Source organism: Sphingobacterium lactis (assembly GCF_051951495.1).
GTDB classification, from domain to species: domain Bacteria; phylum Bacteroidota; class Bacteroidia; order Sphingobacteriales; family Sphingobacteriaceae; genus Sphingobacterium; species Sphingobacterium lactis_A.
On record NZ_JBNHAS010000001.1, the window covers coordinates 1,746,564 to 1,766,216 of the forward strand.

The following is a 19,653-nucleotide window of genomic DNA, read 5'->3' on the forward strand; positions in this document are numbered from 1 at the left end:
CTTTACCAGTAAAAAATAAAAAGTCCCAAATGTTGATCGGGACTTTTTATTTTTTATCATTGATTACCAGATAACAATACGTTTATCTTTCGGTAAATAATGTTTATCGCCTTCTTTGGTATCAAATGCTTTATGGAAAGCATCCAAATTAATGATTGGACCTATAGCACGGTATTGACCCGGAGAGTGCGGATCGGTTTTCACCTGATTCACTACATACTCATCTGTAGTTTTTGTTCTCCAAATAGTTGCCCAAGAAAGGAAGAAACGTTGATCTTGTGTATATCCATCAATTAAACCTGGATTACCTTTGTCTTTCAAGTACATTTGTAAAGCGTCAAATGCTACGGAAGTACCACCTAAATCACCAATGTTCTCACCTAAAGTAAAACGACCATTTACAAATACACCTGGTACTGGCTCGTAAGATTCAAACTGTGCTACTAAAGCATCGGCAGCTTTTTCAAACTTCTCACGGTCAGCTTCAGTCCACCAGTTGTTCAAATTACCATTTCCATCATATTGTGATCCTGAATCATCAAAACCATGTGATAATTCATGACCGATTACAGCACCAATACCACCGAAATTCACCGCAGCATCTGCTTTGTAATCATAGAATGGAGGTTGTAAAATCGCAGCTGGGAATACAATCTCATTGAATAATGGACTGTAGTATGCATTTACCGTTTGTGGCGACATGCCCCACTCCGATTTATCTACTGGTTTCCCTTGTTTCGCTAAGTTTTGTTGGAAGCTCCATAACTGCATTGCGTGGATGTTATCAATTAATGAATTACCAATCGCTAAAGTCGAATAATCCTTCCATTTATCTGGATATCCGATTTTCACTTTAAATTTCGATAATTTCTCTAAAGCTTTTTCTTTAGTTGTTGGAGACATCCATGCTAATTCCTGAATGTGAACACGGAATGATTTGATTAAGTATTGTACCAATTCCTCACAAGCTGCTTTTGCTTCTGCTGGGAAATAATCCTTAACATATAATTTTCCTAAAAGCTCACCAACATTGCTGTTTACAAAGGCTAAACCACGTTTATCTAATGCACGTTGTTCCTTTTGTCCACGTAAAGTACGACCATAAAAATCAAATGATAACTCATCCAGTTCTTTGGTCAAATAGCCTGTCGCATCATCCATAACATGGAATTTTAAGTATTCCTTGATAACAGGAAGGTTTTCTTTGTTAAGGATCTTATCTAAGTTTTGGTAATACTTCAATTCGGAAATAATAACCGTATCCGCTTTGAAACCTACAGTTTTAAGATATTTCGCAACATCCATGTTCTTCACCATCTTACCCAGATCATTTACAGCAACTGGGTTATAGCTTTTTTGAGCATCACGTTGCTCCTCAACAGTTTTTAAAAAAGAAGCAATTTCCTTCTCAAATGCAACAACTTTCGGTCCCTTAAGATCGCGAGTCTTCTGGTCAACTTTACTATATAAAGTATTGATGTATTTCTGGTAATTACCTAAGGTTTCTGTATTCTTCTCATCCACTTTTTGATAATAAGAACGTCCTAAACCTAATCCACCACCACCTAAATAAACCGCATTCATATTACTATTCTTCATGTGGGCATATACATAACCACCGAAGAATGGATTTCCACCTACTGGACCATATTTTAAGAAATAATTATAAAGTCCAGCCAAATCCTGAACCTTATCTATATCACTCAGTTGCTGGAGAATAGGTTTTACACCCAACTTATTACGCGTATCAAAATCTACATACGAACGGTATAGATCAGCAATTTTTTGACCGTCAGTACCCTTTTCAAACTTCTTGGTAAGGGACTCTTTCAATATTTTCAAACTTGCTTCATCGGTATTTTCGCCCAATTGATTGAAGGATCCCCAGCTCGCTTTATCCGAAGGAATCTGTGCAGTTTTCATCCAATTACCATTCACGTAATTGTAAAAATCGTCTTGCGGACGAACCGTCTTATCCATATAAGACAGATTAATGGCCTGATTTTCTTGCGCATAGCTTAAACTCGTACCAGCAAGCAAGGCAGCCATAAATACATATTGCTTCATAATAGACTTATTAGTAAAAAAATAATCTAGAAATTAGAATTTCCTATGCAAACATAAGGATTCTAGGAAATAACAAGAAGTAACTATTTTATATATAAAAAAGAAATGCAAATTTATCCTAAAAATCCACCCCCCTATTTAAAAAAACGGATGCAGCAACAATCTCCTAATCATATCCAAAATAACTAAGGTAATTTTATAATTAGTTTAACAAGGCATAATGCTACGTGCAGTATAAATTCAGCACTAATTTCGAATGCTATATGCTCCATTTTGCTTCGAAACTCTAAGGGAATTTTTACGAATCTAATATGGATCTTGTTCGGATCTCGTTCGGTCGGAACCGAACGAGATCCGAAGGAGTTCCGAACAAGTTCCGAAGGAGATCCGTAGGGTTCTCGAATCCAACCCCTAGCAAACCCCTTGGAAAGACGATGTGACTACAGACAAAAGACAACAGATTTTAGCATCAAGTGATTGGAGAATTCGAGCTATCCTTTAAGAAATTTATAAGAAAGGTGGAAGGATTTGAGGACAGCTTTTTCAGAATATAATTATATGTTAATAAAATTGGTGTTAGGGATAAAGGAAAAGGGGGCTTATTTTTTGTCTGCCTTCATGATATCCCCTATGATTAGAGTTGAAAATCAAATCTATTTCACCACTTTTTGTTGAACAATACGGTGAACACGGTACATTAGGCCTATACAGATTAAAATACTAATAAAGGTTATAATGCCTAGCAGGTTAAAATTTTGAAACCCCTTTCCGTCCACAGCATCTACCAAAACCGCTCCACCTAATATAGAAGCAATTCCTCCGCTGGATTGTTGAATTGCAGAGTTTACATTCATAAAAGCGCCACGCTCCTGAGGCTCAGGTATGGCTGTAATCATTGCTGTTGCACTGATAATCCGTGAGGAAACAAACAACATCATACAGCTAAAAGCCACGGCAACCATAAAGATATTTCCTGCAGGAACATTGACAAACCACAACATAAAGATCCCTGCCATGATACTCCCTAAAACAAAGAGTTTATATTTTCCCCAAGAATCGCTGAGTTTTCCAAAGAAAGGCGAACCAATAAGAGTAGCAATACCCGCACTAAAAAACACATAAGGTAATTGCTCCTCCGAATAATTCAAATCAAAAACTAAATGGGGAGTTATATAGGGTTGTAATAAAAAGCCTCCAGTGGCTAAAAAGAATGTAGTGGAAAAGGCAACCAAGTATTTTTTATTTGAAAATATCCGCTTGATAACCTGAAAGTAAGATTTTGATAATTCAGGATTATATTTAGAAGGAATAGGTTGCATATACCGTTTGATCATGATGAGGTTGACAAGCCCAATACTGACAACCAGGTAAAAAGGTACATGCCAGGACCATTTATGGGCTAAGTATAAGCCTAGAGGAATGCCGAGAATCTGACTAGCTGAGAATGCCATTTGTATAAATCCCATTACCCTTCCACGGATTTCATATCGAAAATAATCGGTCACAATAGCAAAGGTAATTCCTGACATGACTCCACCAAATATACCGGCTACTACCCTCGCTCCCATTAAGAAATAATAGCTGGGTGCAGTAGCACAAAAGATGGTGCCAATTAAAAATCCGACATACATCATCAAAAGGATCTTCTTTCTATCAAACCGATCGATGAAACCTGCCAAAAGAAAGCCTGATGCACCAGCACTCAGGGCATAGGCTGAAACCAATATCCCAAATTGGTGGGTACTAATATCTAAAGCATCAATCAATTGGGAACCTAAGGGTGCCATGACAGCAAAGTCTAGAACTACAGTAAACTGAACAATGGTCAACATAGCAACCAAAATGGCTTCGTAACGGCTAAAAATCATAAGGGTACCTTTATTTAATAGTCTTGATAAAAATAGAACATAATTTGAAGAAATCGCTTAAAAGGTGAAATATAAGATTTATAGGCATGATAAATATTATGATTAAAAATGGTTAATTTGCAGGATATGTATTTGGAAATCGATGGCCAAGGCTATGAATTAATCAGCTCCTCAGAAGCGGGTATTAGTCTTGATTTTAAGAATCCTGAACTTCCTATTATCTATGCTCATCCCTTACAAAGTATAGATCAGGTAAAATCCTTTGTCAGGGCATTTAAGAAACCAAATCCGTTTGTTCATACCTCCTCTGTATCGCACCTTGAATTCTTACAACTCAATATATTTGATAGTAAGGTTGCTGTAAAGATAGCGAGGGCACCAAAATTTTCCTGTTTCTGGAAAGGAGATATGGCTACTTGTAGTCTCCCAAATCGAATGGATATGGGGAATGATGTCATTCAGAAAAAAATAGCTGATTATTTATTTGAACAATTTATACAGCATCGCGTTTCCTATTGGGAGGAAGAATTGAATGTGTTAATTGGAGAAATTCATTTTCGGAAAATGCAAAGACAGCATTTTAGTTTAAAAAAGGAGAATTCCGACCTTACATTCAACAAAAACAACAAACAATTTCCGAAGCGGATAAATGATTACATCGTCTGCAAGGCTATTTTAAGTTTATTTAATGATCGAACGAAAACGATAAAACTTTTACAAGCATATTTTGCAGAGGAACAACAGATAGAAAGGATTATAGACCATGGATAGTCAAGAGTTTAGATTTGAGCTTAATGTTAATGAGGACGCCTTAAAGGGGTATCCCGAAAACCCACAACAGTTAGCAGAACTAATTGATAAAGAAGTCATCAAGGACTTACAAAACTTTGTTTTTGATAATTTAAAGGATAAAGATGGAAGCCCTGAAGTCGCCGATATTGAAATTAAGCATTTTAAATATCATGAAATAGATAAAAAGGGTTCCTTTCGTCTGCAGTTTTTAATCGATAGAAGATTTTGCTGTTCGGACACCGATAGCTGTACTGCAGATTATATCGATTTTCAATTTCAGTTTCAGAATGGAATACTCCGGGCTATAGGCGGATACTTTGATTGGACATTATCCAATTAGTTTCTTGTAATAGCACTTATATAAAATACCTAAAAAAGCGCCATGAAATGTTATTCATGGCGCTTTTATTTTATATTTTGATCAATAAATTAACCAAATATTTCATTAAGTTCTTTCGCTAATCTCAAGCCAGCTTTCAAAAGACAAGCTTCCATTGGAGCCTTAAATTTGAAGATGTAGTCGTAAGATAGCTTATTGTTTTTCGCTACATCATCATAAATTACATTCGCCAAATTATGCGATTCATACAACCACTCTTCAAAAGTTGAATTGCTGTATTGTTTGTAGAATTCTTTTTCATAGTCCAATACTCGAGCATATTCGGTATAAGACCATTTTTCATTATCCACCAAATCACTATCCCAAACACGGTGTATATTGCCCTCACGACCAAAGAAAGTAATAGGGATTCGGTTTCCACCAAGGTCTTCTGCTCTACTCACATGCATGGGTTGATGAGCATCTCCTAAAAGGTGAACCACAAAATATAAAGCTTGTTGCCTTTGTTCTAGGCTTAGGTTTTTATCGTTTGCTTGTTGCCTAACACGTTTATAAGCTTTGTATAGGTTTTCCTCTGGCGAGTTTTGTAATGCTACAAGAAATTGTTCGTAGGTCAAATTCCCTGGCGTATTTAAAAAGTGCCAAGTGCCTGTTCGGTTAATTAGTGTGTCAGGAGAGGACTTAATAAAATCTGCCCAGTTCGACCAATAGGCTAATTTTTGATGGCCAATAAGTTTTTCAATGTTTCTTTTTGCCTTTCTACTAAGGTGTTTTTCGGCAATCTCCGAGATGACACGATGCCCTGTTGTGCCCCAAGCTAATACATCCTGACTAGCGGTCAAGAAGGTAAAGAATACGAGGATTCTAGCTACTAATTTCATATACTGTTTATTATTTAAAGATATCAAATCCATATTGTGCTGTGGACCAAAAACTGTCTAAAGCCATGATTCTTGGTTTAAAGAACGAAATTAAGCTTGGCCAATCTTCTTGTTTGAAAACCGATACTCCTCGGATTTCGGTAAATATTCTTGCTTTTGCCTTGCCGTATTCGTCATAAAAATCCAAATCCCAGATCCACTCCTCTCCTAGTTCATCTTCTAGGATCGTTTTATATTGTAGAAACTGTTCAAATATCAAGGCACGAATACCTTCATCTGGATTGGCAATCTCAATAGCTATTTGTGCGACTTTATTGCTAGCTTCCATACGGAAAAAAAGATAGCGTATTCCAGTTTTGTAATTTACCCAGGTTACCTTAGTACCATCTGAACTTGGAACGACGGACATATACTGCCCAAAGCTTGTCCAAAAATTTTCCTTTATCCTTTTCGCTTCTTCTCTTGAGTACAATTCACTAATTTTAAGGCAAAGCTAGGAATCTCCTTAAACTTTTCTGGCCTTTACGTTGTTTTATATACAGTTTTATATTAAAAAATTACAATGGATAAGAAAAAATCACTGATCGCCCTTTCTGCTGTAGCCATAGGCTCGGTAATTTATAATTATTTAAAACCCGTAAAATCCAAGGTGGAAGTTGTTCGCAACTTCGATATCAAACGATATTTAGGAAATTGGTATGAGATTGCCAGACTGGATTTCAAACACGAGAAAAATTTACGGAACGTATCTGCTGAATACCAATTCAACGATAATGGAACGGTAAAAGTGATCAATCAGGGCATTGACCAAAACACTGGCGAATTAAAGCAAAGTATCGGAAAAGCAAAATTTGTAGGAAGTGAAACGGAAGGCGCTTTAAAAGTATCTTTTTTTGGGCCATTTTATTCCGGATATAACATTGTTCAGCTGAACCCAAATTATGAAGATGCCTTAATATTTGGGGACAATTTGGATTACATATGGATTCTTTCGAGATCAAAGGAACTTTCAGAGGACCGCAAAAAAGTATATTTAGATTATGCTACTGCATGTGGCTATGATGTTTCAAAATTAACGTGGACTGAACAGGGGGATATCCTCGAAACTACAGGCCAAATACCGGTTGAATAACAGAATAGTCTAAGGTCGTATCTTGAGAAATGGCTTCTGCCATTTCTTTAAGATCAGGCTTACTAATCACATTGCCTAGGCCAGCATTAAACAAATGACACAATTGCAGTGCTGCTTCCTGTTTATCCTCCGCAGCAATGACGGCACTGCCTACATAGAAGTTTAGGATAGATCCTGCGTAGATTCCAAATAAGGAAAAATCTAAATTACTCCCCTTTTGTGGAAGTGCCTTTATAAATTTCTCAAAGTCATCTTGAAGCATGTTTTTTTGGACAGGATTTAGCATGTCACAAAAGTACTAAAGCTTATCTTAATTTTAACATCCATTTCTATGGAAGGCGTAAGTTGGTTTTTATACAAAAGAATTAGGGATAGTCCATCAATTCGATTGATTTCCTATCCCTAATCTGCTAAACACGAAGTCTAGCGTTATGGTTGTATATAAAAGCGTCTAATTAAAACGCTTTAGGTTTTTTCAATTAACCAAGCTTATTTACGAACAGATACCGATACGCGACGATCTTGTACACGATCAGATTCTGGAGCAGATGCATCAAATTTCGCAAATTCAGAACCATAGCCTTCTGTCTCAATTACCTGACCACCTACACCTTTTGCGTCAAGAGCATTCTTAACCGCAACTGCGCGCTCGTTGGAAAGTTTCTTGTTGTATGATTCATCACCTGTTTTATCGGTATATCCTCCGATTTTAATTTTCAAATCTGGATAAGCTTTTAATATCTCAGCGATATTTTCCACCTGAACTTGACTTTCTGGAAGGATATTCGAAGTGTTTGTTTCGAAATTCAAGTTATCAAAATCAAACCAACGGTTTTTAAGATCTTCTTCAGTCATATTGCTATATCCTGCATTTACGAACTGTACCAATTGATCTTCAATACCGCCTTTATAAGCATTCAGTGTTTTGCCATCTGGCAATGTCACCATAATGGATTCCCTTACCGGAGTTCCAGATGTAACGGCAGAATTATCAACGGCCATTGTATCCGAAGGAGTCATCATAGCTGTAGAGTCTACTGCATTATCTTTATCGTCATTTCGGAAGTTCTTTCCGAAAAGAAACCATAATAATAATAACAGCAATGGTATCAAAAGCCACCAAAGGCCTCCACCTTTTTTACGTTCTTCTTGATGTACTACTGGTTCATTCGGATTACGGATTGGTCCAACGGGATCAACACGCTCACGCATTGGCACCACAGAGTCTTCCACTAGAACATCCTTAACTGGGTCTACCACTGGTTCTGTATGTGTCGGGATAGCATGTCCAACATTGGAAGCAGCATCTCCGAACAAACCTAGGGAAAGGCCAGCAGGTAGAGCGGATAAAAATCCAGACTTTTGTTCGTTTAATTCTCCAGCAATACGGTTAGCATCCCAGTTGACACCATTCATGGTAATCGCAGAAATAACGGATGGAATCGCTGATTTTAGAATGTTCATGACCGACCCGGAATTCGTTCCTAAGAATCCAGAAAGTTTTTCAAGAACAAAATCAAGCTTACCTCCGAACAATTGTCCGATGATTCCTTGTACTTGCTCACCAAAACCTGAATTAGGGCTGTCAAGTGGGACATTAATATCTTGTCCTGGTTCATTCGTTCCGGTAAACATACCTTTGAAACGATCTAATATGCCTTGAAGTGCTCCTTCAGGTTGCTGTTGCAAGCCTAAAAATAAAGAAGGTAGTGAGGCATCAAGGCCTTGTTGTACTTTTTCATTTGTCATACCCTCATTTGCCGCTAGGCGGTCAATGCTTTCTCCAGTAATCAAGGAGCGGGCAGCGTTTAGCAATCGGTTTTCCATAATATGTGCTATTAGTGATATTCAACAAACAACCGATGTAATATTTTGTTTGCAATTGCACTTATAATTAAATTAATATTATCTTAACAAGATAACCTTAATTTTGTAACAGAGCATATCAAACAGCATATTTTAAAATGAACAAAAAGTTATCTTTATTATTTTTAGCCCTAGCCTTATTTACAAGTTTTGCTTACGCACAGAAACAGCCTAAATATATTTTCTTTTTAATTGGAGATGGAATGGGTCTGAGCCAAGTAAATTCAGCGGAACTATTCCTAGCGGCACAAAAAAAGCAACATGCTATCGTCCCTTTAGTATTCAGTAAATTTCCACATGCTACCTTTGCGACCTCCTATTCGCTCTCGCATGGAGTAACTGATTCTGGTGCTGGTGGTACGGCTTTAGCTGTTGGTTACAAAACAAAAAATGGTGTTATTGCCATGGATAGTGCCGGCGTAAAACCTTATAAAAGCATTGCTTATTTGGCTAAGGAAAAAGGCATGAAGGTAGGCATTACCACCTCGGTAAGTATTGACCATGCCACGCCAGCATCGTTTTATGCCAATCAACCAGACCGTGATATGTATTATGAAATTGGCCTAGATATCATCAAATCAAATTTCGATTTCTTCGGCGGATCTGGTTTCTTAAAACCAACCACCAATGCTAAAAAAGAAGAAGTTGCATCATTACTTCCTCAATTAGAAAAAGCAGGTTATCAGTTTTTCCATGGAATTAATGAATACAAACAAGCTAAAAACAAACAAGCAAAAACCATCTTGATGAATAACAAAGGTGCTGATGCAGTATCCTTAAATTATGCTATTGATCAAAAACCTGGTGACCTTACATTAACTCAAATCACAGAAGCTGCAATTGAATCATTAAAAGACAGCAAAAATGGTTTCTTTTTAATGGTTGAAGGTGGTAAAATTGACTGGGCTTGTCATTCAAATGATGGTGCAACTACTGTTCAAGAGGTTCTAGACTTCAACTCGGCTGTTAGCAAAGCATATGAATTCTATGAGAAGCATCCAGAAGAAACCTTAATTATAGTTACTGCTGACCATGAAACTGGTGGTTTGGCAGTAGGTAATGGTAGTTCAACCTTACGATTGAATAATCTTGCCAATCAAAAAATATCTCAAGGAGCTTTATCAGCTATTATTAACGATTTCAGAACGAAGAATCCTTCAGCAAGCTGGGATCAAGTGAAAGAGCTTTTAAGCCAACATACAGGATTATGGAAAGCTATTAAGGTTGCAGAGAAAGAAGAAAAAGAAATTTTCGCAGCTTATGAAAAGAGTTTTGTAAATCATCAAAACGAAACAGAGAAGAGTTTATATGCTACAAACGACAAAATCGCTTCTTTGGCAGTACATGCAGTAAATAAAGTAAGTTCATTAAGCTGGGCCTCAGGAGGCCACTCAGCAGCTTATATTCCAGTTTTTGCTATTGGAGTAGGTGCAGATCAATTTAACCATAAAATGGATAATGTTGATATCCCTAGGACTGTTGCAAAAATCGCTGGATGGAATATGCCTTAAATCAAGGGTTGTAAACATTAATGTTTTTATATTCATATTCATTGACCGAAAAAGGCATGAGAAATCATGTCTTTTTTTTATTTATAATTTCTTGAATAAATATACCTTAAACAAGTTTAATATATAACCGATAAGAATTCTTTCTCCAATTAGGAAGGATTAAAAATTCTCTTTTTAATATTAATCAAATGCTCTAAATTGAGATTGTTATTTTTCGTATTTTCAACAGGATGAATGATGTTTTCCATTCATGCTAATACTTATGATAAGTGAAAAAAAAACCAATTATAAAATGCAAATCCTAATAATATGAAGGCTTTTAAGATTTTCTTGTACATACTATTCAGTATTATTTTTCTAGGCCCCACAAGTAGTATACTTAATGGAAAATTCAATTTATTTGGATTTCCTAAGGTTTATTTTCAACGTGCTGTTTTTAATTCGGATATAAATTCAGGCTTTTCATTATCTTTTACGCCAATTAATCTAATCTTGGATTTAGTTCTCTTGATTCTTGTGATTTGGCTAATTAAGCGATTTATCAAATAATAAAAAATTGCTGTATGCCCAAGACCATACAGCAATTAATCTGCTTCCATATTAAATAATCAAAGGAATAATAATTACACAGATTTGAAGTAATATTGATTCTTTTGAAAACTTTTATGAACATCCATTTAAGTAGCCATAGCCGGACTGTTTTCTCCTTTTGCAGAAAGAAATAATAATCGATCTACGCGAACTTCAGTACTTTGCTTTTCTTCTCCATTTCTATTTGTGTATTTGGAGTGTACTAGCCTTCCTTGAATTAACCATAGGCTTCCCTTCTGCCCTTTCTTTTCCAAATGTTTTGTTAAATTTCCCCAGACACTTAGGGTATGCCATTGGGAGTTGGTTACTTGCTTGTTGTCCTTATCTAGGTAGGTGATGTTCGTCACAAACCTTATTATACAATAGGCAACACCATTTTGACTAACTTTTACCTGTGCATCTGTACCTAATCGTCCTAGCAATTGCACAGAATTTCTTAATGAACTCATAATCATAACTTTATCTTGTTTTATTATATTAACCACCATAGGGCTTCTAAACACAATTCAAAGTTCAGTAGTTCCTTAAAAATCATTCGTATACCAATTGGTTATAGGTGATTATAAGTGATTATAAATGATTAAAACAATAGAAATAGTACTATGCCGGACAAAACATGTAATGAATGCCAAAAAACAATTCGCGGGCGATCAGATAAACGATTTTGTGATGACAATTGCCGAAATGCCTATAACAATAGAAAAAACAGTAGCCAGGATAATGTTTTGCGAATGATTAATCGCAAACTCCGTAGAAACAGAAATATTCTTCAGGAATATCTTGGCGAAGAGAAAATGATCAAGGTGAATAAATTCAAGCTTCTTACTGAAGGGTTCACCCTCGACTTTCATACGCATACCATTCTGACAAACAAAGGTCAGACATATTTCTTCTGCTATGAATATGGTTTTTTAGAGATTGAAAATGGTTTGCTCTTAATTGTCAAGAACAATAAAAACCTCAAACAACAAAAAGTCCTCAATGCAAATACCTAAACCTTTTTTTGTCATCTGTTTTTCTTGAGCTGAAAATCCTTTCAGCTCTTTTTTATTGGTTTGGGATAAAGTTTCTATTCAATTTATCATATCTGGATGTAGTGGAAATTACCATATAAAGCTATATTTCTAAATGAAGTATCCACTAAATAAAAAAGCTGTACTAGGATTCTAGACAGCTTTTAGTACTATAATTAAATCTTATGGTCTTCATTTTTTATTGAATGTGTCGATATAAAAAATTTAGATTCTTCATGCTTTCTTACTGAAAAGGTAAAGATGATTTCTAAATAGAGGACCTGTTTTAAACTGGCACTTCAATCAGAATAAATTCTGCCTTGGTATCGGCTTTAATGGTTACATGTTGTTCACCAACTATGGCCAATCCATCTCGAGTTTGTAACTTTTGTCCTCCCACTTCTACATCACCACGAATTACGAATACATATAATCCATTTTTCTTGTCCTTCCAAACATATTCCCGAGAAAAGCCAGCTGTAAAATCAGCCCAATGAATCCAAGCATGTTGATGGATCCATACGCCGTCATCATCTGCATTTGGTGAAAGTATTTGCAGGAAATTATTATGAGCTTGGTCAAAATCAATCTTTTGTTGATCATATCGAGGTTCAACATTCTGCTCCTCAGGAATAATCCATATCTGCAAAAATTCTACAGGCTTACTTTCAGAATGATTGTATTCACTATGTTCAACACCAGTACCTGCACTCATGACTTGTATTTCCCCTTTTTTGATAACGGATGAATTACCCATACTATCGGTATGTGCTAATTCACCTTCTAAAGGAATAGATATGATTTCCATATTGCTGTGGGGATGACGTCCAAAGCCCATTCCAGGAGCTACTTGGTCATCATTTAATACCCGTAAAGCACCAAAGTTCATGCGCTCTGCATCATAATATTCAGCAAAGCTGAATGAGTGTTTTGATTGTAACCAACCGTGGTTTGCATCTCCACGCGTATCTGCTAGGTGTAAACTGTATTTTGCCATCTTAATATTTTCCTTCCTATTTAGTTATAACACAAAGTTGAAAAGAAATGTTTCTTTCAGCATTGATGTAGGATAAGAAAACTGTTGCTAAAGAAGACCTTCATCCTTAAAACTCAGATATCCAGAATCCGTAAAGATCAAATGATCTAATACTTGAATATCCATGAGTTGAGCAGCTTGAACAATTTTCTTGGTTAATTGCTTATCTGGTTCACTTGCTCGGAGCGTCCCTGAGGGGTGATTATGCGCCAATATAATCGAATGCGCTTTATTGCTTAGCGCGTAGCGCAGTATGATTCGGATGTCTACCGGGGTGAAATCTTGACCACCTCTACTTATCATTTGCCGGTCTATGGCCTTACAACCGGTATTTAAATAAATTGCCCAAAATTCTTCATGAGGGAGATCTTGGAGCTGATCTTTTAGGTATTGATATACAATCTTACTGCTGTTTAATACATCTCTAATTTCTTCTTGAAAGTCTTGTCTTCTTCTACCTAGCTCTAAGGCTGCGATGATGCTGATGGCTTTAGCTTCACCAATTCCACGAAATTGGCATAAATCATTTACTTCTAACTTGGAAAGTCTTAACAAATTATGACTTACACTTCCAAGCAATCTTTTGCATAATTCTACTGCGGATTCATTTCTATTTCCAGAGCCAATTAAAATGGCTAATAATTCGGCATCAGATACCGATCTTCGTCCGTGTAATAAGAGCTTTTCTCGAGGTCTATCAGCTTCTGCCCATTCGCGAATGACCATTTTTTCCATATAATTACCTTTTTTACTTATTCTTCAATTTCTACTTAAAAATAACAAGAAAAAAGCATATACAAAACTCATTATCAATATGTTAACGACATCATTTTAGATTTTATACAGAAACCTTATCTTTGTAAACATTTCAAAAAGGTTTGAATATTATGAGTAAAGCAATTATCAAGACAGAAAAAGGCGACATGACTGTGGAATTTTACAACGCAGATGCTCCAAATACCGTGGCTAACTTTATTAAATTAGCTAAATCAGGATACTACGATGGTTTAACATTTCACCGCGTAATTAATGACTTCGTAATTCAAGGTGGATGTCCAAATACACGCGAAGGTGCTACAGGTGTACCAGGCACTGGTGGTCCAGGTTACAAGATTGACTGTGAATTAACAGGAGAAAACCAATACCATGACCGTGGTGTATTGTCAATGGCACATGCTGGTCGCAATACAGGTGGTTCTCAATTCTTTATTTGCCATAGCCGTAATAATACTGCTCACTTAGACAGAAACCACACTTGCTTTGGTAAGGTTGTAGAAAATGTTGATGTAGTTGATGATATTCGTCAAGGAGACCGCATTTTAGGAATTGAAGTAATCGAGGATTAATAAAAAACAGAAAGCATGAATTTAAGAGGATTAGTATCTGTAACTGGAAAACCAGGATTATATAAATTAATTGGACAGAATAAAGGTGGGTTTGTTTTAGAAACATTAGATGCGGCTAAATTGAAGTCAGTAGTTAATCTTTCGACAACAAAAATGGCTACTTTAGAAGATATCACTATTTATGGTGAAGAGGAAGAAATCCGTTTGTTAGATGTTTTTGAGACTATCAAAACCAATTCTACAGAACTTCCTGATCCTAAAGCTGACGGTACTACCCTACGTAACTTCTTCCGTGAGGTTGCTCCTGGTCATGATGAAGATCGTGTATATTCATCTGATATTAAAAAAGTTATTACTTGGTACAATATCATTAAGGAACTTCCATTATTTGACGAAGAAGCTCCGGCACCTTTAGTATAATTACTGAAACGGTACACAACCAAACAAAACATAGAAAAGCTCCATCAATCACAAATTGATGGGGCTTTTTTATTTTTCAGGAAAACATTTACCTCCAGACTTGTTAATATAGCACAGATAGCCTTTAGTTTTTCGGTTAGCATTTGTTATATTTAGGGAATAGCTGAAAATTGGTATTTCAATCCATTTCAGCTTAAAAAACATTCTAAAACATCTATGAGTTTAAACTACGAACTGCCTTTATTAGAAAAAGCCAATTACCAAGCTTTTTGGAATTGGTTCAAAGAACATAGTCAAGATTTTTACGAGACATTGCAGAAAGGCGAGTTGGTCGAAGAGGATTTAATATCGCTATTAGCCCCTAAAGTCAATGAACTTGACTTAGGGCTATATTTTTTAATAGGTTTAGAAGAGAATTCGGCTAAACTGGTATTCACACCGGATGGCAATGTCCGCAAGGTATATCTTGCTGAAGAACTGGTTGCCACAGCACCTGAAGTTCCTTATTGGAGCTTCTCGGCCTTGAAACCGCCAACCAATGTTAGTTCATTTTCCATTCGAATGTTAGACTTGGAGTTTGATAAGGCCAAAATAAGCTTTTACCCTAGAATTAACCCCTCCTATCCAGATGAAATCGATTTGGTCATGATTTATCGCCCTTTTCAAGAAGAGTTTGCAGATGAAATTACCAATGGTGTTTTTATCTTCTTAGATAACTTCTTAGGTGAGGAAACTATGATCGATCGAATAGACCGCTTGGAGGTTCGAGGTCCTGGTGATGATATCCCGGAGGAGATTCCTGTTGAAAAGCTACCAGATTATATTGATTGGCGAGAAAAAGAATTTGTAGAAAAGTATCAAGATATAACATTTGACCCTACTGAGGAACAATTCGCGGGGTATGAAGCTACATTAGAAGATGGAACTCCAATTATCTCTACCATCAATACAGGAGCAATGAAATGGGACCATAAAGCCTCACACCCTTGGATGTTTTTTATAACACTGCATTTTGAAGAAGTAAATGAAGTCGGCTTTCCAACTGAAAAAGAATATAATCTTTTAAGTGACTTAGATAATCAAGCCTATCAATTACTTCCTATATTGGAAGGAAACATTTACTTAGGACGTGAATTAGGAGATTCACAGTGTGATATTTATTATGCTTGTAAAGATTACCGAATGGCTTCAAAGATTGCCGATTGGATAGAAGCAGAATATAAAGATAAATTGAACATCACCATCGATATCTTTAAGGATAAATATTGGCAAGCACTTGAGCGCTTTAATTTCTAAACTATGGAAATAAAAGATTTAAAATCCATGGATATTCAAATTAGGCCTTATGAAAATAAGGATAAAGAGATGCTATTAAATTTGCTTCGTTTAAATATTCCAACCTATTTTCACCCTAATGAGCTGGAAGATTTAGCAAATTATCTTGACAAGGAGATTGAAGATTATTTCGTACTAGCGGTAAATTCTAATTTACTTGCTTCAGGAGGAATTAACTATGATGAGGATGGACATACCGCAAAAATAAGTTGGGATATCGTACATCCAGAGTACCACAAGCAAGGATTAGGATCTCGATTATTGATCCATAGGTTAGCTTGTATTCGAAGTAAGCCTTCGATTAAGAAAATCACCGTAAGGACTTCGCAATTCGCTGATCAGTTCTATGGAAAACATGGCTTCCAAGAATTTGATCGTCAAAAAAACTATTGGGCAGAAGGCTATGATTTAGTAAGTATGGAATTCCAACCCATAATTTAAAAACTATGATTATTTCAAAAAAACAAATCCTATCAATTGGATTAATAGGTACAGCAAGCTTAATTTTTGGTAGCAGCTGTCAACAGAACGGTAAAACCAAAGAAACGGATTCGACTACAGATTCTTTACCTGAAAAACAGGTAGACTCAAATATTACGGAACTAAAATTAGATACGGCTTGGAAAGATTTAGGGGACTCATTAGAAGTTCCTGAATTTGCCATTAAACTGGAGTTTTCAGAAAAATCTAAAAAGCTAATCAAAGAAACACAAGAGTCGGTTATCATTAGCACCTATTTGTTGGGTGTTCCGGCCGATAAGAATTCCTCAGCCTATAAAAACGATGGTCAGCTAGCATTAGCTAGTCAGGATATAGAATTATTGCAAGAGGATTTTGCCATTGTGCATGGAATGAAAATCGCCAAAGAAGATTTAGACCTTTTGGAAAACAGAGATTTTGACGTATCAGTAAATGTATATTCTGGTCGAAGAAGTAATCCTAATAACGTTCTTTCTGGAGGATATTACGATGGGAAAATATCTAGTGCACGAGGAAAAGTACATAACATTAAGTTAGAATTAATAGAAGAGGCACATCCTATTAACTAATAACTTCTTGTTGATGAGAATTGCGGTTAATAAGTACGAATAATAAACTTCTCTGTTACACAAGTTACAAGTACTTCCTTTTAATTCATGCATCTTTGAATAGATTCAAATGAAAGGAAAGTAGAAAGCATAAGGAAAAGATTTATGGATAAGGACGTGGAAAAACAACAATTGAATCAAGCATATTGGAATGAGCGATGGGAAAATCGACAAATGGGTTGGGATATAGGATATGCCTCTACTCCTATTGTTGAATTCATGAATGGCTACGAGAATAAGGATGCTGCCATTCTGATTCCTGGATGTGGAAATGCTTATGAAGCCAATTATTTGTTGGATCAAGGATTTACCAACATTACGCTGATCGATATTGCACCCAAATTAGTGGAGGATGTCAGAAAAAGAATGGAAGGCAAAGCAAATATCAAGGTGTTATTAGGGGATTTCTTTGACCATGAGGGTTCTTATGACTTGATTCTGGAGCAGACATTTTTCTGCGCAATTGATCCTACCCTACGTCCGGCTTACATCAGTAAAACAGCTTCCCTATTGAAAGAAGATGGCCTTTTGGCTGGTGTATTGTTCAATATTCATTTCCAACGTCCTGGACCTCCTTTCGGCGGTCATGAAGAAGAGTATCGTCCAGCTTTCGAAAAATCATTTGAACTTCAAATTATGGAACCTAGCAGTAATAGCATTCCTGAGCGAAAAGGTTCTGAGTTATTTATCAAATTGAAGAAGAAAAATGTACAGAATTAAAAATTATCTAAGTCAATGGAGCATCATGCGCATTTTAAGACTTGTTATGGGAATTGTTATCACTATCCAAGGTATTAAATCCGGACAATGGATTATTACAGGATTGGGAATAATGTTTACAGCATTACCATTATTCAATATGGGCTGCGGAGCCAATGGTTCCTGCGAGGTTCCTCCAAGAAGAAGGGAACAATAAAAGAACCCTTTAATCGAATAACAGTTAGTCTTTTTTATAAGCTATCTGAACATTTTTACCTGCAAAACACATTTTATCCTTTTAGAAATTAAACATTTATGTAAATTAGCGGTTATACTACTATGTTCAGATGGCTTTACATACCGCTAATCATCATGCTTTGTTCATTCGCACCAAAGCAAATGTCAGCTTGTGAAAAGCACTTGGAGACAACAGAAAAAAGTTGTCATAAACCAGATGAACAAAACCAACAAGAGAATAAGCATGCTTGTTGCAAAGATCATCCAAAAGAACATAAAGACCATGCGGGAAAATGCTCTTCAGAAAATGGAGCCTGCTGTTGTGTTGTTCCCCATGTATTAAACTGCTGCCTAATCAGCTTTGAATATGATTTCTCCACTATTATAGCTACAGAGGAGAAAGTTTATCAGACTTTAAGTCCTGCACTAATAGCCTCAGGATTCTTTAGCATTTTTATCCCTCCTAAAATAGCGTAATACCCTTCTCAAAAAAGTATTTATTCAAGCTTCTCTGCTATTTCCAGAGCTAAGCTGCTATTTTATGTATTTATTATTTAGATAAAAATGAAAAGATCCATTCTTTTATTGGGTTTGTTGTTTGCCTTTGGTATGAACCACGGCCAAGCCCAAATTAAAAATCAAAAGACCGTTACTGCCAAAGTGAAAGGTAATTGCGGTATGTGCAAGAAAACCATTGAAAACGCAGGAAATGAAAAAAACATTTCATCCGTAGTATGGAATGCAGACTCCGAAACCGCAACTATAAACTTTGACCCCAATAAGACAACTGAAGAAGCAATTCTAAAAAAGATTGCCCAGGCTGGATATGATAATGAATCTTTCCGTGCACCTGATGATGTATATGCAAAACTACATGAATGTTGTTTGTATGAAAGAGATCATGAATCTCCTGTTACTAAACCTGCAGAAAATCATACTGACCACAGTGATCACCAAGCTTCCCATAGCTCGGACGCTAAAGCAGCTAATGAGTTAAACAGCCTGTTTGACCATTACTTGGCAGTAAAGGATGCCTTGGTAGCTAGCAATGTTAAACAAGCAACACAGCACGCTGAAATGTTAGCCAAAGGCATACAAGCTGTAGACATGAAAAAGTTAGCTGATAAAGAACATCAGATATGGATGAAGGTTTATAAACAATTGGAACAGCAAGCTTCCTCCATTTCAAAAGATAAGTCAATAGACAACCAAAGGAAATCCTTTATTCAGCTATCTGAAAACATGTATGCTCTTTCCAAAGTTGCTAATTATGGTAAAATACTTTATTGGCAGCATTGTCCAATGGCTAATCAAAACAAAGGTGCTAATTGGTTAAGTACTGAAGAAAATATTAAAAACCCTTATTACGGAAGTAAAATGCTCACTTGTGGATCGGTAGTAGAGAAAATCTAAAACCATAATCACAACGCA

At 36.2% G+C, this 19,653-nt stretch carries 23 protein-coding genes; 14 read left to right on the top strand and 9 right to left on the bottom strand.

Translation table 11 applies throughout. The features are described from left to right. Positions 1–63 precede the first annotated feature (63 nt). Both ACP6L2_RS07505 and ACP6L2_RS07510 read right to left on the bottom strand, forming a co-directional pair. A complete protein-coding gene (locus tag ACP6L2_RS07505; protein ID WP_440508637.1) occupies positions 64–2,067 on the bottom strand; it encodes a M13 family metallopeptidase in 2,004 nt (667 codons plus the stop codon). Positions 2,068–2,720: 653 nt separating this feature from the next. Further along, entirely contained in the window at positions 2,721–3,935 is a 1,215-nt protein-coding gene (locus tag ACP6L2_RS07510) for an MFS transporter (RefSeq protein WP_440508638.1), read from the bottom strand. A 108-nt stretch (positions 3,936–4,043) separates the two neighbouring features. Here ACP6L2_RS07510 and ACP6L2_RS07515 point away from each other — a divergent pair, with 108 nt between their 5' ends. After that, on the top strand, positions 4,044–4,706 hold the full coding sequence (locus ACP6L2_RS07515) for a hypothetical protein (RefSeq protein ID WP_440508639.1): 663 nt from the start codon (positions 4,044–4,046) through the stop codon (positions 4,704–4,706). Next, entirely contained in the window at positions 4,699–5,067 is a 369-nt protein-coding gene (locus ACP6L2_RS07520) for a hypothetical protein (RefSeq protein ID WP_440508640.1), read from the top strand. The genes ACP6L2_RS07515 and ACP6L2_RS07520 overlap by 8 nt, the downstream gene beginning before the upstream one ends. Positions 5,068–5,156: 89 nt before the next feature. On the opposite strand, the gene ACP6L2_RS07525 is transcribed toward ACP6L2_RS07520, so the two are convergent. Both ACP6L2_RS07525 and ACP6L2_RS07530 read right to left on the bottom strand, forming a co-directional pair. After that, complete coding sequence (locus ACP6L2_RS07525) at positions 5,157–5,948, bottom strand: S1/P1 nuclease (protein ID WP_440508641.1); 792 nt, start codon at positions 5,946–5,948, stop codon at positions 5,157–5,159. Between the two features lie 10 nt (positions 5,949–5,958). Beyond that, positions 5,959–6,420, bottom strand: coding sequence for a DUF4268 domain-containing protein (locus ACP6L2_RS07530; protein ID WP_440508642.1), 462 nt, complete (start codon positions 6,418–6,420; stop codon positions 5,959–5,961). 90 nt (positions 6,421–6,510) lie between these two features. Between ACP6L2_RS07530 and ACP6L2_RS07535 the strand changes: the two genes are divergently transcribed. Then, positions 6,511–7,080 (top strand): lipocalin family protein, encoded by a 570-nt coding sequence (locus tag ACP6L2_RS07535; protein WP_440508643.1) that lies wholly within the window; start codon positions 6,511–6,513, stop codon positions 7,078–7,080. On the opposite strand, the gene ACP6L2_RS07540 is transcribed toward ACP6L2_RS07535, so the two are convergent. Together ACP6L2_RS07540 and ACP6L2_RS07545 are read right to left on the bottom strand one after the other, a co-directional pair. Further along, a complete protein-coding gene (locus ACP6L2_RS07540) occupies positions 7,055–7,342 on the bottom strand; it encodes a hypothetical protein (protein WP_440508644.1) in 288 nt (95 codons plus the stop codon). The genes ACP6L2_RS07535 and ACP6L2_RS07540 overlap by 26 nt on opposite strands. Before the next feature lie 227 nt (positions 7,343–7,569). Then, a complete protein-coding gene (locus tag ACP6L2_RS07545) occupies positions 7,570–8,907 on the bottom strand; it encodes an OmpA family protein (RefSeq protein ID WP_440508645.1) in 1,338 nt (445 codons plus the stop codon). A gap of 137 nt (positions 8,908–9,044) precedes the next feature. Between ACP6L2_RS07545 and ACP6L2_RS07550 the strand changes: the two genes are divergently transcribed. Beyond that, entirely contained in the window at positions 9,045–10,457 is a 1,413-nt protein-coding gene (locus tag ACP6L2_RS07550) for an alkaline phosphatase (RefSeq protein WP_440508646.1), read from the top strand. A gap of 677 nt (positions 10,458–11,134) precedes the next feature. Here the strand turns inward: ACP6L2_RS07550 and ACP6L2_RS07555 are convergent. Beyond that, positions 11,135–11,497 carry a single-stranded DNA-binding protein gene (locus tag ACP6L2_RS07555; protein WP_440508647.1) on the bottom strand — a complete coding sequence of 121 codons (363 nt, stop codon included), beginning with the start codon at positions 11,495–11,497 and terminating at the stop codon, positions 11,135–11,137. Between the two features lie 282 nt (positions 11,498–11,779). Between ACP6L2_RS07555 and ACP6L2_RS07560 the strand changes: the two genes are divergently transcribed. Next, a complete protein-coding gene (locus ACP6L2_RS07560) occupies positions 11,780–12,043 on the top strand; it encodes a hypothetical protein (protein WP_344673766.1) in 264 nt (87 codons plus the stop codon). Positions 12,044–12,347: 304 nt separating this feature from the next. Here the strand turns inward: ACP6L2_RS07560 and ACP6L2_RS07565 are convergent, their stop codons facing one another. Both ACP6L2_RS07565 and radC read right to left on the bottom strand, forming a co-directional pair. Further along, the gene (locus ACP6L2_RS07565; protein WP_440508648.1) at positions 12,348–13,058 is read right to left on the bottom strand and encodes a pirin family protein; all 711 of its coding nucleotides are present in this window, start codon (positions 13,056–13,058) and stop codon (positions 12,348–12,350) included. An 87-nt stretch (positions 13,059–13,145) separates the two neighbouring features. After that, positions 13,146–13,832 carry a RadC family protein gene (radC, locus tag ACP6L2_RS07570; protein ID WP_440508649.1) on the bottom strand — a complete coding sequence of 229 codons (687 nt, stop codon included), beginning with the start codon at positions 13,830–13,832 and terminating at the stop codon, positions 13,146–13,148. A gap of 152 nt (positions 13,833–13,984) precedes the next feature. Between radC and ACP6L2_RS07575 the strand changes: the two genes are divergently transcribed. The 9 genes from ACP6L2_RS07575 (at position 13,985) to ACP6L2_RS07615 (ending at position 19,635) form a co-directional block, all read left to right on the top strand. Then, the gene (locus tag ACP6L2_RS07575; RefSeq protein WP_344673763.1) at positions 13,985–14,443 is read left to right on the top strand and encodes a peptidylprolyl isomerase; all 459 of its coding nucleotides are present in this window, start codon (positions 13,985–13,987) and stop codon (positions 14,441–14,443) included. Positions 14,444–14,458: 15 nt separating this feature from the next. Continuing rightward, on the top strand, positions 14,459–14,863 hold the full coding sequence (locus tag ACP6L2_RS07580; protein ID WP_344673762.1) for a DUF5606 family protein: 405 nt from the start codon (positions 14,459–14,461) through the stop codon (positions 14,861–14,863). A gap of 216 nt (positions 14,864–15,079) precedes the next feature. Then, positions 15,080–16,159: a DUF695 domain-containing protein gene (locus ACP6L2_RS07585; protein ID WP_440508650.1), complete on the top strand. Its 1,080-nt coding sequence runs from the start codon at positions 15,080–15,082 to the stop codon at positions 16,157–16,159. A gap of 3 nt (positions 16,160–16,162) precedes the next feature. Further along, the gene (locus ACP6L2_RS07590) at positions 16,163–16,639 is read left to right on the top strand and encodes a GNAT family N-acetyltransferase (protein WP_440508651.1); all 477 of its coding nucleotides are present in this window, start codon (positions 16,163–16,165) and stop codon (positions 16,637–16,639) included. A 5-nt stretch (positions 16,640–16,644) separates the two neighbouring features. Beyond that, positions 16,645–17,247 carry a hypothetical protein gene (locus ACP6L2_RS07595; protein WP_440508652.1) on the top strand — a complete coding sequence of 201 codons (603 nt, stop codon included), beginning with the start codon at positions 16,645–16,647 and terminating at the stop codon, positions 17,245–17,247. A 144-nt stretch (positions 17,248–17,391) separates the two neighbouring features. Further along, complete coding sequence (locus ACP6L2_RS07600; protein ID WP_440508653.1) at positions 17,392–18,006, top strand: methyltransferase domain-containing protein; 615 nt, start codon at positions 17,392–17,394, stop codon at positions 18,004–18,006. After that, entirely contained in the window at positions 17,993–18,202 is a 210-nt protein-coding gene (locus ACP6L2_RS07605; protein WP_440508654.1) for a hypothetical protein, read from the top strand. The genes ACP6L2_RS07600 and ACP6L2_RS07605 overlap by 14 nt, the downstream gene beginning before the upstream one ends. Positions 18,203–18,384: 182 nt before the next feature. Then, positions 18,385–18,699 carry a hypothetical protein gene (locus ACP6L2_RS07610; protein WP_440508655.1) on the top strand — a complete coding sequence of 105 codons (315 nt, stop codon included), beginning with the start codon at positions 18,385–18,387 and terminating at the stop codon, positions 18,697–18,699. 87 nt (positions 18,700–18,786) lie between these two features. Continuing rightward, a complete protein-coding gene (locus tag ACP6L2_RS07615; RefSeq protein ID WP_440508656.1) occupies positions 18,787–19,635 on the top strand; it encodes a DUF3347 domain-containing protein in 849 nt (282 codons plus the stop codon). The last annotated feature ends 18 nt before the right edge of the window (positions 19,636–19,653 follow it).